Source organism: Pseudotamlana agarivorans, assembly GCF_018860245.1.
In the GTDB taxonomy this organism is placed as follows: domain Bacteria; phylum Bacteroidota; class Bacteroidia; order Flavobacteriales; family Flavobacteriaceae; genus Pseudotamlana; species Pseudotamlana agarivorans_A.
The window spans coordinates 354,044-367,666 of the sequence record NZ_JAHKPD010000011.1; the positions used below are offsets into that span (position 1 = coordinate 354,044).

The window sequence follows — 13,623 nt, forward strand, 5'->3', positions numbered from 1 at the left end:
ATTTCAACATAGATAAACTTGAACTTCTTTATGAGACCCTGAAATCAAAGACTCAAAGTGGTTAATCGAGTTCAGGGTGACGTTCGCGTCGTTCATTATTTATTAAAGGTATTCAAAATTAATTTTTATCAATCACACTCAATGCCAAACGAATTTTAAAATAATCTAAATCGCCGTTCAAGTGGTCATAATAAGGTTTCAGAGCGGTTGGGGCGTCTAATACAGATTTCGCTTTTCTTACGGCTTCCACCTCACTTTTAGAAACAAAATCGTAAATATTAACTGCTTTACCTGTGCTGTGTAGTTTTGCGATATGGGAGTATATGGTAGTGGTAGAAAGTTTGCGTTCAACAGAAATCTCTTCAACTGTAAGTCCGTTTTTATAAAGATCATAGGTCACCAAATGCGTGGCTTTCTTTTTAGGCTTTTTAACCTTCGAGCCCATAAAATCTAAGATTTCAGCAATAAATTCATCACCATAAACCTCAAGTTTTCGCTGCCCAACCCCGCTAATACTTAAAAAGTCGTCCTCACTTAATGGGCGTTCGCGCTCTATTTCCTTTAAAGTAGCATCACTAAAAATCAAATAAGCAGGAATATTTTCTTCTAAAGCAATTTTATATCGCAATTGTCTTAAACGCTCAAACAAGGTATTCTCTCGCTTTTTAACACGTGTTTTTGGTGTAGCTTTTGGTTTGCGCTTAACGCGTTCTTTCACCTTTGGTTCCGGAATATGAACGGGTTTAGTTAGCGACACTTTAGCGCCTTCAAACAATACTTTTTTAGAAAATTCGGTAAGCCGAAGGGCATTATTTTGATGAAAAGCAATTTCACAAAAGCCTTGATTAATAAGTTGAATAATTAAGTGCTGCCAATCGCGATACGCGATGTCTCTTCCAATACCAAAAGTTTTCAGTTGGTTATAGCCTTTATCTAAAACACCAGCGTTTTGCGAACCACGAAGTACATCGATAATCATACCTATGGCCTCCGATTCTTTTAAGCGATAAACAGCAGATAGTATTTTTTGAGCGATGATGGTACCATCGAAAATTTGTGGCGGATTTTTACACACATCACAGTTTCCGCAATTTTCCGCTAGAAGTTCCCCGAAATAACTCAGTAAAATTTTTCTTCTGCAGGTGGTCGATTCACTAAACTGTTTCATACGGTCTAGTTTTGCAATTTGAAACGCCTCATTTGAAGCCCCACTGGCAAAATTCCGTAGCTGAATCACATCCGCATAACTATGAAACAATAAAGCGTGAGATTTTAGTCCGTCGCGACCAGCACGACCAATTTCCTGATAATAACCCTCTATATTTTTAGGCATGTTGTAATGCACCACCCAGCGCACGTTCGATTTATCGATACCCATCCCGAAGGCGACAGTAGCACAAACAATTTGTGTTCTATCAAAAATAAAGGATTCTTGAACTTTAGAACGCTCATCAAAACTCAAACCCGCATGATACGCTTTCGCGGAAATACCGTTGGTTTTCAGCTTTTTCGCTAATTGTTCGGTTGTTTTCCGACTTAAACAGTATACAATTCCAGATTGGCCTTGATTTCTCTTTATAAATTTTACTATTTGAGAAATTCTATTATCCGCTGGGCGCACCTCCAATTCAATATTTTGTCTATCGAAAGAAGAAATAAATTGCTGGGCGTGTTCTATGCGTAATTGTTTAGCAATATCACTACGTGTGGCTTTATCGGCTGTTGCAGTTAAAGCGATAAAAGGCGTGTTTGGTAATGTTGATTTTAGAAAACCTAATTGCTGATATGAAGGTCTAAAATCATGACCCCACGACGAAATACAATGCGCTTCATCAATGGCGACACAACTAATATATTTTTCAGTAATAATATTTTGAAGTGCAGCTAGACTTTCTGGAGCCACATAAAGCAGTTTTAAATCGGCGCTAATAACACGTTCTATAATATCGTGTTGTTCACTAGCACTCTGACTACTATTGAAATATGACGCCGTAATACCATTGGCATTTAAACCATCAACTTGGTCTTTCATGAGCGCTATTAATGGTGAAATCACCAAAGTAACCCCCTCAAAACTTAACGCTGGCAATTGAAAGCAAATCGATTTTCCACCACCTGTTGGCATGATAACCAAGCAGTCTTTTTTGCTTAAAACGGTTTCAATGATGGCTTGTTGCTGCGCCCTAAAACTATCGTACCCGAAATAGGTTTTTAAATTTGAAAATAGCTGTTCCTGAACTTCGGTAGTTTGCATCAAAACTTCTAAAAATTAAAATTCCAGTGGTTAATTACCACTCTCTTAATTTATTTAAAGCTTCAATTTCTTCCAATTCCTTTTGCGGAACGACCTTTAAAAATGAAGGGTGTTGCTCGATAGCATACTCAATTTTTGTAATGATATCGTCTGTAGAATCATTATCATAATCAATATCTAAAGGCTCTTTAATCTCGAAAGACTGAAGAATATTTTTCTTTTTAATACGTAAACCTTTTTTATCAAACGAACGGCGGAAACCATCAATAACAATAGGCACAACAATAGGCCTGTAACGTTTAATAATATGAGCTGTTCCTTTTCTAACCGGTTTAAAAGGCGTAGTTGTACCTTGCGGAAAGGTAATCACCCAACCATCGTCAAGTGCTTTTCCGATACTAGAAATATCACTCATTTTCACTTGTCGGTTAACATCTTTACCTTCAGAACGCCATGTTCTTTCAATACTAATGGACCCCATATAAGCCAAGATTTTAGGTAACAACCCTGCTTTCATGGTTTCTTTTGCAGCCACATAGTAGATGTTCAATTTAGGATTCCAAATGTAACCCACGTTTTTAATCGAATCAACACGACCACTTAAACTGGCGTTGAATACGTGAAACATCGATACCACATCGGCAAAATAAGTTTGATGGTTTGATATGAATAACACTTTAGTATCTGGTAAGTTTTTAATGACTTCTGAACCTTCAATTTGCAGTTCATTAAACCCTCTAAAACGTCTATGTGTAAGTAGACCGAATATTCTAATCAGCCATTTTTTAAATAATAATATGTGTCCGAATGGATTTTTTTTAAGTAATCCCATAAATCCTTCTTCAATTTTCAGTTGGTGGTGCAAATGTAGTAAATCTCATAGATTATATGAGTTCTTTTAACAGGTCTTTAATTTCGCTCAACATCATCGCAGTGGCACCCCAAACAATGTGACCATTTAATTTAAATGCTGGAACCTCAACTTCAAGACTGTAAGAACTTTTAACTTTTTTAGTCACTAAGAAACTATCATCTAAAAAATCACTTAAAGACACCTCAATAATTAATTCTACCTCATCGGCTTGTTTCTTGAATTTTGGTGTTTTATGCGTAACCCCAATAAATGGTTGCACGTAAAAATTACTTGGCGGAATATAAACTTGAGACAGCTTTTTAACCACCTTCATATGTTCCATTGGCACACCAACTTCTTCAAAAGTTTCACGTAAAGCAGTTTCTTTTAAAGAATCATCGTCATCTTCATATTTTCCTCCAGGAAAAGCAACCTGCGCAGAATGTACGCCTTTATAGGTATTTCTTAGAATTAAAACAAAACAGGTTTCATGAGTGTTATTAGGGTAAAACAGGGCTAAAACACCAGCTAATTTTGCATTTTCTATGGCTACTTCCTGGTTTCGCAGAAACTCATGACGGAAAGACGGCACCATTTTAAAGTGCGATGCTTCGCCTAATATCGGTATATTTTCTATTTTTGAAAGCGCTTGCAAAAATGTATCAAAATTCATTTGAATGCTATTTTTCAATGGATAATAAAATTAAAGCTAATGAAGTTTAAACTTATTTTTTGCTTTTTATTTCTTCTTCTAAATTGTGAAGATAAAAAAAGTAAAAAGAAAAATACGCCTGAAACTAAAGTAGAGATTACCACAGAAAAAACGGAAAAACGAAGCCCAAAGGCTACGATAAAAAAGCGAGAATTCCCTAGGCTCACCGAAAAAAATGCCATGGATTTCTTCTTAGAGTACGACAAACATCACAAAGAAAACAAGGTAAGAATCTCAACAGATTTTGGCGACATAGACATCCTACTATACAACGAAACAAAATTTCATCGTTCTAACTTTATTTGGCTTACCAAACAAAAATACTTCAACAACACCCAGTTTTATCGTGTCATTGATAATTTCATGGTACAAGCCGGAAATAGCGATGAAAAAGAAACATCTAGAAAACGACATTACATCGGTAAATACCTGCTCCCACCGGATACAAAACGTGGCTTTAAACATGACAGAGGTGTTATTTCTATGCCAAGTAGCGATATTGACAACCCACACAAACTCGCATCACCTTATGAGTTTTTCATTGTACAACAAAAAGGGGGTGCTCATTTTCTAGATGGCGATTATACCATTTTCGGACATGTTATTAAAGGCATGGATGTCGTTGATAAAATTGCTGGTGTAGAAACCGACGATGCCGATTGGCCTAATCAAAATATTTACATACGTGATGTGAAAATTATAGAGTAGTTTAAACTATTCTTTATTACATTAATCACCCGTATTACCATATAAATTGGGCAGTGCAATTTTAAAAATCACAGCTAATAAACGCACTAGAATAACCACAAGTCCAGCGATTATAAAAATAAAGTCACCTTCAATTGGTAAGTACTGCAATATAAAATAAGTGATTCCCCCTAAGATACAAGCCGTAGCATAAATTTCTTTCCTAAAAATCACAGGAATTTCATTACATAGCACATCACGAACAACACCTCCAAAACAAGCGGTTATTGTTCCTATGGCTATACAATTTAAAGGATGTAAACCTACGCTTATAGCACGTTCTACACCAACTACGGTATAGAGTCCTATCCCGATGGTATCAAATAAAAAGAGGGAAGTTCGTAAATAATTTAGCTTATTTCTAAAAACAATAGCAAAAACAGAAGCTCCTAAAATAACATAGGTATATAAGATATCCGTCATCCAACTTACTGGCGTTACACCAATAAGCAAATCACGTAAGGTACCGCCACCTACAGAAGTTACAAATGCGATAATTATAATACCGAAAAAATCCATTCGCTTTTTTAAAGCAATTAAAACGCCTGATATTGCAAAGGCCGCAGTTCCAAAAACCTCAATGATATAAAACATAGTTAGTCCTTAATTAAATACGTTCTTAAATTAATTTAGGGAAAGTCTATTATTTAGCTATTTACTTTCGCGCCGCAAAAGTAGTCTTCATTTACATATTTTGAGTATAAAAATTATAATCTTTTAAAATAACTTTTATAAACTCCATATCAGAAGATTGCTTTACCTCTTTAATGCCTGCCACCTCTATAACCTTCTGGCGTAATTTGATTAGAGTTTTATAATCATTTGTCAGTTTTGAATTCTGAAACGTCTCTTTAATAATACGGGCATCGTTATCGGATAACTTAATCACGTTTGGGTAGGTGGGTATATAATTATCGGCTAAGTCTTCTAATATAGTATGGCTCATATTCACCTGATCTTTTAGCACAATAACAGCGGCTCCGGCTGCCATATCACCAATACGCTGTGTTTTCTTGTTCATAGACATGACAAAAAAGCCCAAACCAAAAATATAAATATCGGCTATGCGAAAAAACCATCGTACTACATAATCTGAAAATGAGGCTTGATAGCCATCAATTTTCACCACCCGTATTTTCATGATGCGCTTCCCTAAGGTTTGTCCGTTAAACATGAACTCCAAGACTAAAGTATAAAAGACAACAGGAAAACTTAGTACGGTATTAATAGCTATTTGAGACCACTCATCCATATTCTCAAAAACACCAAATAGATTACCTAGTACCATTAAATAGCCTATTTTAATAGCCATATCTATAACAAAAGCTAATAAGCGCTCTCCTGGACCTGCGGCTATAAAGCTTATTTTTACATTTTGCGTGGTGTTAATTTGTAACTCTGACATTTTATATTTTAATTTATCAAATATATGAGGGAAGTTTCATTCATCAAGCAAAATAAGGAAAAATGGTTAAGTTTTGAAAAGGCCATTTTCAATAACGATTTTGAAAACCCAGACGAACTCGCGACGCAATACATTCATGTTGTAAACGATCTGTCCTATGCCCAAACTTACTATCCCAAAAGCAAGGTTGTTATTTATCTCAATCAACTAGCTGCCAAAGCCTTTCAAAAAATTTACAAAACAAAACGCGAAGACACCAGCAGAATCGTCTCCTTTTGGAAAACTGAGGTACCCTTAATTTGTTACCAATATCGAAAATTTATTTATACCGCCTTTATCATCTTTTTTGCTTTTACGTTTGTAGGTGTTATTTCAGCAGCCAACGATGGTGAATTTGTACGTTCTATTTTAGGTGATCATTATGTAAACATGTCTTTAGAAAATATCGAAGCTGGCGATCCTGTTGCCGTTTATAAAAGTGGTAGTAATTGGGGAAGCTTTATTGGCATTACCATCAATAACCTTAAAGTTGGTATTATCGCATTTATATTAGGCGTATTTTTAGGTATTGGCACCCTATACATCATGTTTAAAAACTGTATTATGCTAGGTTCATTTCAGTACTTTTTTTATGAAAAAAATGTGTTTTGGGAAAGTGTTCGCGGCATTTGGATTCACGGCTCGATGGAAATTTTCGCCATTGTTATTGAAGCTGCTGCGGGTTTAATTTTGGGGGCAAGTATACTATTTCCAGCAACCCATTCTAGATACACTTCATTTAAACGTGGCGCAAAAACTGGAGTTAAAATACTAATTAGCACCTTTCCTTTTACCCTTGCCGCTGGATTTTTAGAAGGTTTCGTTACACGGTATTCTAACATCATGCCGCATTGGTTATCGGTGTTCATAATTTTAAGCACCTTAAGTTTAATAGCGTATTATTATTTAATTTACCCTTTTAAAATACAGAAGAAAATTACCAAAATCTCACCTACAACAATGCTACCTGCTTGAAACTAACCAAACCATACACTTTTATTCTTTTGGTTTTGGTGCTATGCTGGCATCAAATGGCCTTTTGCTTGCCTATAACTCAAGAACCTGAACAGCTTCGACATTTTGATGCTGATTTTAAAACACGCTATTCAGATTCTCGATTTAATTACGAAGGAGCTGCCGTTGTAAGATCTATAAAGCAAGGCAGTGGCAACTATAATGCCTACCAAAAAGGAGAGAAAGGCAACGGACTAGGAGACAAAACTCCAGAAGAAGAAAATAACCAAGATGATTTAAGTATAAACTTAGATCCTATTGGCTGGTTTTTCTATTTAGCCATAACACTGGCGGTAATCTTTTTGGTTTATATGATTTTTAAAGAAGGCGGCACGAGCTTGTTCACTTCAAAAAGAAATAAAACGGTTAATACTAATGAAGATATTACAGCTGAAAACATTGAAAATGCAGATATTAAAAGTTTAATACATCATGCTGAAAAAGACACAAACTACCGCTTGGCCATTCGATACTATTATTTGTTAGTATTAAAAACGCTTAGTATTAATAACCTTATAAAATTTGAAGACGACAAGACAAATTCTGAATATCTAAGCGAACTTCACAACACAGCTTTTGGTAAAGACTTTGGTTATATTTCGTATTTATACAATTACATCTGGTATGGGGAATTCCCTGTAAACCTTGAAACATACAACAAGGCAAAAAGCAATTTCGAAGCATTTTTAAAACAGGTAAAATCATGAGAAAAATTTTACCAATAACCCTAATAATAGTGGTACTCGTTATTATGGCAGTCATAATTTCCAGTGCTTCACGAACCAAAACTGTAGATTGGGCAGAATCCTATAACGAAAGAAGCAACAAGCCTTATGGCACAAGTATTTTATACAAAGAACTTCCTAAACTGTTTAAAAACCATAAAGTAAGAACGGTTTATCACCAACCTGAAAGTTATTTAAGCGCACATTCCAATGGGCTTTATGGTGAATTTGTGGCTGAAGGCAGTTACCTTATTATCGGGAATTCATGTTATTTATTACCAGAATCTATTGATGAATTGTTGAATTTTTCTGATTCTGGAAACACGCTTTTTATTTCAGATTACAGCTTTCCGCAGAAAATTTTAGACACTTTAGGAATAGAGACCACCTTTATAAAAAACACAAAAGACAGCATTTCAAGCCTGTCCTTAAAAGGTCTTGACCTAGACTCCATCAAAATTGATAAAAACATTGGAGACTCATACTTTTCAAGTTTCAACAAACAGAAACATGCGGTATTAGGCCATTCCAAGATCGATTATAAACATGCCAATTTTTTAAAAATACCGTTTGGAACAGGCACCATTTACCTACACACCGAACCTAAGGCTTTTACAAATTATAATCTTTTAAAGGAAAATCGCTATCAATATGTTGAAGGCATTTTATCCTTTTTACCCGAAAATGACATCTATTTTGATTCTTTTACAAAAGTGCAAACGCCTTACCATGCAGACGTAGAAAAAGAATCGAACCTCAAATGGTTTTTAGAACAACAGGCATTTCGTTGGGCTTGGTATACAGCCTTGGTTTTTGGTATTTTATTCATGATTTTTAATGCCAAACGCAGGCAGCGCATTATAAAAATCATCACGCCTTTACAGAACACCTCGGTCGCTTTTGTAAAAACCGTATCTAATTTATACTTTGAAACCAAAGACCATAAAAACCTTATTGATAAAAAAATCACTTACTTTTTAGAAAAAATTAGAACCGATTTTCAATTAAACACCAGTATTTTAGACGATGATTTTATAGATCGATTGGCTTCAAAAGCTGGTAAAAAAAGAGAAGAAGTCAAAGCATTAATAAATTATATAAGTTGGTTAAAAACACAAAATGACGTTACAGAAACCCAACTCATAAAACTAAACACACTTATAGAAGCCTTTAATTTAAAATAATTATGGACGAAAATATAGAACAGCAAGGACAACAAGATTATTTACCAAATACACCAAAAAACGCTATTTCAAATCATCAAGAAAGTGGTAATAATGTGCAGTTTCAAAGTCGTTTGGATTTATCTGAACTACAAAATAGTGTTCAGAACATAAAAGCGGAAGTCGGTAAAGTCATCGTTGGACAGTCTGATATGGTAGACATGCTAATCGCCTCACTTTTAGCCAAAGGCCATTCATTAATTGAAGGTGTTCCTGGTGTTGCCAAAACCGTAACCGCGAAACTATTGGCAAAATCATTAAGTGTTGGTTTTAGTCGAATTCAATTTACACCAGATTTAATGCCTAGTGATATTCTAGGAACCTCGGTTTTTAACTTAAAAAACACCGAATTCGAGTTTAAAAAAGGGCCTATTTTTTCAAACATGATTCTTATTGATGAAATTAACCGCTCGCCAGCAAAAACACAAGCGGCCTTGTTTGAAGTGATGGAAGAACAACAAATTACCATCGATGGAAATAAGTTTATATTAGACTCCCCTTTTATGGTGTTAGCCACCCAAAATCCAGTAGAGCAAGAAGGAACGTACCGTTTACCTGAAGCGCAATTAGATCGTTTTCTTTTCAAAATAGATGTTGACTACCCTAATTTAGAAGAAGAAATTGAAATTATTAGCAGAGAACATGCCTTAAAAGATAAAACGAAAATTGACGAAATCAATTCGTTTTTAACAGCAGAACAAATTATAAAATACCAGAACTTGGTGACTCAAATTCTTGTTGAAGAACATCTCATAAAATACATTGCACAACTCATTGTGGCCACTAGAAGCAATCAGTTTTTATATTTAGGAGCCTCACCAAGAGCCTCGATTGCTATATTAAAAGCGAGTAAAGCTTTTGCTGCCATGAGCGGACGAGATTTTGTGACACCAGAAGATATTAAACGTGCCGCTATTCCTGTATTGCATCATCGTGTTATTGTAACACCAGAGCGTGAAATGGAAGGCATTTCAAGTAAGCAAGTTATAAAACAAATTATTGAAACGGTCGAGATCCCGCGCTAGTTTGGGTTAATTCACAGAAATTGTTTCAAAGTTATAACACAGAGATACGCAAAGAACGCACAGAGGGGCACAAAGAACTGTTTCTCGCGGAGACGCTAAGGCGCAAAGGAATACACGTTAATACAATCTGTGAAAATCAGTGAAATCTGTGTCTAAAAACCCTCTGTGAAACCTCTGTGATTCTCAGCGTAACAACTATCAACCAATAACAAAAAATATGCCTAGGAGCTATGACATGAAGTTATTTCACAGAGATACGCAGAGAACGCGCAGAGGGGCACAGAGAAAGGTTTCTCGCAGAGACGCTAAGTCGCAAAGAAAAACACGTTAACACAATCTGTGAAAATCAGTGAAATCTATGTCTAAAAATCCTCTGCGAGACCTTGTGAACCTCAGCGTAACAACTAAAAACCAACAACCATCAACCAATAACCATCAACCAATAACCAATAACCAAAAAAATGTTTAAATCATTCTACATACAGCCTCGTTTTTTTTATGCCGGAATAGGCCTTGTGGTTTTGTTTGCTTTAAGTTATTTTGTTCCGTGGTTATTCATCATTGCGCAACTTTCCATTTTAGTTTTGGCTGTATTATTTATTCTTGACATCCTTATTATTTTCATGGGAAAAAATAATATTGAGGCTTCCAGGGTTTTACCTGATAAATTTTCTAATGGCGATCAAAATTTAGTTGAAATTGCAATTGAAAACCACTACCCGATTACCATTCATCTTGAAATTATAGACGAAATTCCAGAACAGTTTCAAGTGCGTGATTTTAAAATCAATAAAATGATTGCTTCACGTCAATCAGAAAATATTCCATACCATTTAAAACCAACCGAGCGTGGTTTATATAAGTTTGGAGATCTAAATATTTACGCCACTTCCGTTTTAAAAATAGTTGCAAAGCGTTATACATTTAATACAGGAAACGAAATCCCAACCTACCCCAGTTTTAAACAATTAAAAAAGTTTGAGCTGCTAAACATCAATAAAAACTCACTGGATTACGGATTAAAAAAAGTACGACGTCTTGGGCATTCCATGGAATTTGAACAAATTAAAGACTATGTTCTGGGGGATGATTTACGCACGATAAACTGGAAAGCCACAGCGAAGAAAAATCAATTGATGGTTAATCAGTTTCAAGATGAAAAATCGCAACCTGTTTATTCAATCATTGATAAAGGGCGCCTCATGAAAATGCCTTTTAATGGCTTGAGTTTATTAGACTATGCCATAAATGCCTCTCTAGTAATCAGTAATGTTGTTCTCAAAAAACATGATAAAGCGGGGCTGTTTTCATTTTCAAAAAATATTGAAAATGTCGTGATGGCCGAGCGCAGAAATTCACAAATGCGCCTCATTCTAGAAGCGCTTTACAATGTAAAAACCGATTATTTTGAAAGTGATTTTAGCCGTTTATACGGAAACATAAAAAAGCACATTACAAACCGTAGTTTGCTTTTAATGTACACGAATTTTGAAACTTTAGATGGACTAGAACGGCAACTACCTTATTTGAAAGCCATTTCTAAAAGCCATTTACTGGTAGTTATTTTCTTTAAGAACACCGAAGTAAATCAAATGACATCGAATAAAGCTGAAACTGTTCAGCAGGTTTACGACAAGGTCATTGCTGAAAAATTTGAGTTTGAAAAACGCTTAATTGCTAACGAGCTTAAAAAGTACGGTATTCACTCAATTTTAACTACGCCAGAACATCTAACTATTGATACTATTAATAAGTATCTGGAAATTAAAGCGCGTGGGATGCTGTAATATGGAACGTCGATGTGTTGTTTTTTCACGAAATAGAAAACCCTTCAGGTTTTAAAAACCTGAAGGGTTTGCAGAACTAAATCTACCTGTGTAAATTCGTTAAATTCAATCTACAAAAAAGAATACCTATTCTTACTATACTGTTTCGCTTAACCAAGCTTTCATCATCCAAACTGTTTTTTCCTGTTCGGTGATAAAATCACTCATCATCGAGTTGGTTCCTTCATCACTGGCGTCTCCTGCTTTCTCTAAAAGGTCTCTTTCTATTTTTAATAATTCAGATAAAGAGTCTACAATTAATCTAACGGCCAAATCATCCTTAGAAATGTTCTTTCCTACCGGTACTTGCGCTTTCGCGGAATAATCTTCGAAAGTATGTAAAGGTGTTGCTCCTAAAGTTAAAATACGTTCGGCGATTTCATCAACTTTGGTATTTGCATCGGTGTATAATTCTTCAAACTTCACATGTAAATCAAAGAAAGCTTTACCTTTAATATTCCAGTGAATACCTCTTAAATTTTGATAATAAATTTGAAAATTAGCTAATAAATGGTTTAAATCGTCTGCTAAAGCTTTCGTTTTTTCTGTATCTAATCCTATACTATTTAATTTCATAATTTCAATATTTTGCTATTTACTACAAATTTAATCTATAATTAACCATCTTATGTATAGATTTTATTGATAGTTTTTATACTTTTATAATCTAAATTGATAACATATGACTATTACCCAATTGTACTATGTTTTGGCTGTTGCCGAAAACCAGAACTTCACAAAAGCTGCCGAAAAATGCTTTGTTACCCAACCAACATTGAGTATGCAGATACAGAAACTTGAAGATCAACTTGATGTTCAAATTTTCGATCGTAGTAAAAAACCCATCGAGTTAACCGATGTTGGCAAAAAAATAGTTAATCAGGCCAGAAATATAGTTAATGAATCGTATCGCATTCAAGATATTGTAGATCAACAAAAAGGGTTTATTGGAGGTGAATTTCGCTTAGGAATCATTCCTACCATTATGCCTACTTTATTACCCATGTTTCTAAAAAGCTTCATTAAGAAACATCCAAAAGTGAAGCTTAAAATAGAAGAATTAACTACCGAAGAAATTATTACTAGAATTAAAGATGGTCATTTAGATGCAGCTATTGCGGCGACACCATTAGAAGATGAAAACATAAAAGAACGCGTACTTTATTTTGAACCTTTTGTGAGCTACATCCCAAATGGTCATCGTTTGCACACCAATAATAAGATTGATGTCACAGATTTAGATGTAGATGACATGTTGCTACTCGAAGATGGGCATTGTTTTAGAGATGGTGTACTTAATTTATGCAAGGCATTTAAGGATCATGTGGATGATAAATTCCAATTAGAAAGTGGTAGTATTGAAACCTTAATAAAGCTCTCTAATGAAGGTTTAGGGATGACTTTACTTCCATATCTGCACACTTTAGACATAAACAGTAGCGAAACTAAGAACCTACATTATTTCAACGACCCAACTCCGGCGCGTGAAGTAAGCATCATTTACCATAAAAGTGAATTGAAAATGCAAATTATAGAGGCGCTTCAAGACGTTATATCTGGAATTATACGTGGGGCGATTGCTTTTCAGAATGTAAAAATTGTAAGTCCCTTACCTAAATAATTTTTTATTTAAATTTTCTATAAACGGGCACAAAACAGCTTAGTTTCTAGGGATCAAGGAATATTATTGGGGAGCTGTAAAAATTAGGCATATAATTTAGTTAGTCTAAACAGGAAAAACGGGATATCTCTAACACCTCTAAACATAGCTCTGAATTCTTTAATCTTGGCATTAAAAGA

General features: G+C 34.9%; 13 protein-coding genes and 1 pseudogene. 7 read left to right on the forward strand and 7 right to left on the reverse strand.

What is annotated here, in order from left to right; translation table 11 throughout:
* Positions 1–118: 118 nt before the first annotated feature.
* Genes recQ through KO493_RS06450 form a run of 3 tightly spaced genes read right to left on the reverse strand, consistent with a single transcriptional unit; the run spans position 119 to position 3,780 of the window.
* Entirely contained in the window at positions 119–2,254 is a 2,136-nt protein-coding gene (recQ, locus tag KO493_RS06440) for a DNA helicase RecQ (protein WP_216067118.1), read from the reverse strand.
* A 34-nt stretch (positions 2,255–2,288) separates the two neighbouring features.
* Positions 2,289–3,086, reverse strand: coding sequence for a lysophospholipid acyltransferase family protein (locus KO493_RS06445; RefSeq protein WP_216067119.1), 798 nt, complete (start codon positions 3,084–3,086; stop codon positions 2,289–2,291).
* Between the two features lie 52 nt (positions 3,087–3,138).
* Positions 3,139–3,780, reverse strand: coding sequence for an NUDIX hydrolase (locus KO493_RS06450; RefSeq protein ID WP_216067120.1), 642 nt, complete (start codon positions 3,778–3,780; stop codon positions 3,139–3,141).
* A gap of 39 nt (positions 3,781–3,819) precedes the next feature.
* Here KO493_RS06450 and KO493_RS06455 point away from each other — a divergent pair, with 39 nt between their 5' ends.
* Entirely contained in the window at positions 3,820–4,527 is a 708-nt protein-coding gene (locus tag KO493_RS06455) for a peptidylprolyl isomerase (RefSeq protein WP_216067121.1), read from the forward strand.
* 21 nt (positions 4,528–4,548) lie between these two features.
* Here KO493_RS06455 and KO493_RS06460 read toward each other — a convergent pair whose 3' ends face one another.
* Entirely contained in the window at positions 4,549–5,160 is a 612-nt protein-coding gene (locus KO493_RS06460) for a trimeric intracellular cation channel family protein (protein WP_216067122.1), read from the reverse strand.
* 91 nt (positions 5,161–5,251) lie between these two features.
* Positions 5,252–5,971 (reverse strand): RDD family protein, encoded by a 720-nt coding sequence (locus KO493_RS06465; RefSeq protein WP_216067123.1) that lies wholly within the window; start codon positions 5,969–5,971, stop codon positions 5,252–5,254.
* Positions 5,972–5,995: 24 nt separating this feature from the next.
* On the opposite strand from KO493_RS06465, the gene KO493_RS06470 reads away from it, so the two are divergent.
* The 5 genes from KO493_RS06470 (at position 5,996) to KO493_RS06490 (ending at position 11,784) form a co-directional block, all read left to right on the forward strand.
* Entirely contained in the window at positions 5,996–6,985 is a 990-nt protein-coding gene (locus KO493_RS06470) for a stage II sporulation protein M (RefSeq protein ID WP_216067124.1), read from the forward strand.
* Positions 6,982–7,731: a hypothetical protein gene (locus KO493_RS06475; RefSeq protein ID WP_216067125.1), complete on the forward strand. Its 750-nt coding sequence runs from the start codon at positions 6,982–6,984 to the stop codon at positions 7,729–7,731. Before KO493_RS06470 ends, KO493_RS06475 begins: the two co-directional genes overlap by 4 nt.
* Positions 7,728–8,933: a DUF4350 domain-containing protein gene (locus tag KO493_RS06480; RefSeq protein WP_216067126.1), complete on the forward strand. Its 1,206-nt coding sequence runs from the start codon at positions 7,728–7,730 to the stop codon at positions 8,931–8,933. Before KO493_RS06475 ends, KO493_RS06480 begins: the two co-directional genes overlap by 4 nt.
* Before the next feature lie 2 nt (positions 8,934–8,935).
* On the forward strand, positions 8,936–9,997 hold the full coding sequence (locus KO493_RS06485; protein WP_216067127.1) for an AAA family ATPase: 1,062 nt from the start codon (positions 8,936–8,938) through the stop codon (positions 9,995–9,997).
* A 461-nt stretch (positions 9,998–10,458) separates the two neighbouring features.
* Positions 10,459–11,784 carry a DUF58 domain-containing protein gene (locus KO493_RS06490; protein ID WP_216067128.1) on the forward strand — a complete coding sequence of 442 codons (1,326 nt, stop codon included), beginning with the start codon at positions 10,459–10,461 and terminating at the stop codon, positions 11,782–11,784.
* Between the two features lie 135 nt (positions 11,785–11,919).
* Here the strand turns inward: KO493_RS06490 and KO493_RS06495 are convergent, their stop codons facing one another.
* The gene (locus KO493_RS06495) at positions 11,920–12,399 is read right to left on the reverse strand and encodes a Dps family protein (RefSeq protein WP_216067129.1); all 480 of its coding nucleotides are present in this window, start codon (positions 12,397–12,399) and stop codon (positions 11,920–11,922) included.
* A 106-nt stretch (positions 12,400–12,505) separates the two neighbouring features.
* On the opposite strand from KO493_RS06495, the gene KO493_RS06500 reads away from it, so the two are divergent.
* Positions 12,506–13,444 carry a LysR family transcriptional regulator gene (locus KO493_RS06500; RefSeq protein WP_216067130.1) on the forward strand — a complete coding sequence of 313 codons (939 nt, stop codon included), beginning with the start codon at positions 12,506–12,508 and terminating at the stop codon, positions 13,442–13,444.
* 83 nt (positions 13,445–13,527) lie between these two features.
* On the opposite strand, the pseudogene KO493_RS15885 reads toward KO493_RS06500, so the two are convergent.
* Positions 13,528–13,623, reverse strand: a pseudogene (locus KO493_RS15885) (transposase); the annotation flags it as partial.

Coding starts and splice junctions, on each gene's coding strand:
- KO493_RS06445 (WP_216067119.1), bottom strand. CDS start 3,086: ATGGGATTACTTAAAAAAAATCCATTCGGACACATATTATTATTTAAA.
- KO493_RS06450 (WP_216067120.1), bottom strand. CDS start 3,780: ATGAATTTTGATACATTTTTGCAAGCGCTTTCAAAAATAGAAAATATA.
- KO493_RS06500 (WP_216067130.1), top strand. CDS start 12,506: ATGACTATTACCCAATTGTACTATGTTTTGGCTGTTGCCGAAAACCAG.
- KO493_RS06470 (WP_216067124.1), top strand. CDS start 5,996: ATGAGGGAAGTTTCATTCATCAAGCAAAATAAGGAAAAATGGTTAAGT.
- KO493_RS06465 (WP_216067123.1), bottom strand. CDS start 5,971: ATGTCAGAGTTACAAATTAACACCACGCAAAATGTAAAAATAAGCTTT.
- KO493_RS06490 (WP_216067128.1), top strand. CDS start 10,459: ATGTTTAAATCATTCTACATACAGCCTCGTTTTTTTTATGCCGGAATA.
- KO493_RS06485 (WP_216067127.1), top strand. CDS start 8,936: ATGGACGAAAATATAGAACAGCAAGGACAACAAGATTATTTACCAAAT.
- KO493_RS06495 (WP_216067129.1), bottom strand. CDS start 12,399: ATGAAATTAAATAGTATAGGATTAGATACAGAAAAAACGAAAGCTTTA.
- KO493_RS06455 (WP_216067121.1), top strand. CDS start 3,820: ATGAAGTTTAAACTTATTTTTTGCTTTTTATTTCTTCTTCTAAATTGT.
- recQ (WP_216067118.1), bottom strand. CDS start 2,254: ATGCAAACTACCGAAGTTCAGGAACAGCTATTTTCAAATTTAAAAACC.
- KO493_RS06480 (WP_216067126.1), top strand. CDS start 7,728: ATGAGAAAAATTTTACCAATAACCCTAATAATAGTGGTACTCGTTATT.
- KO493_RS06460 (WP_216067122.1), bottom strand. CDS start 5,160: ATGTTTTATATCATTGAGGTTTTTGGAACTGCGGCCTTTGCAATATCA.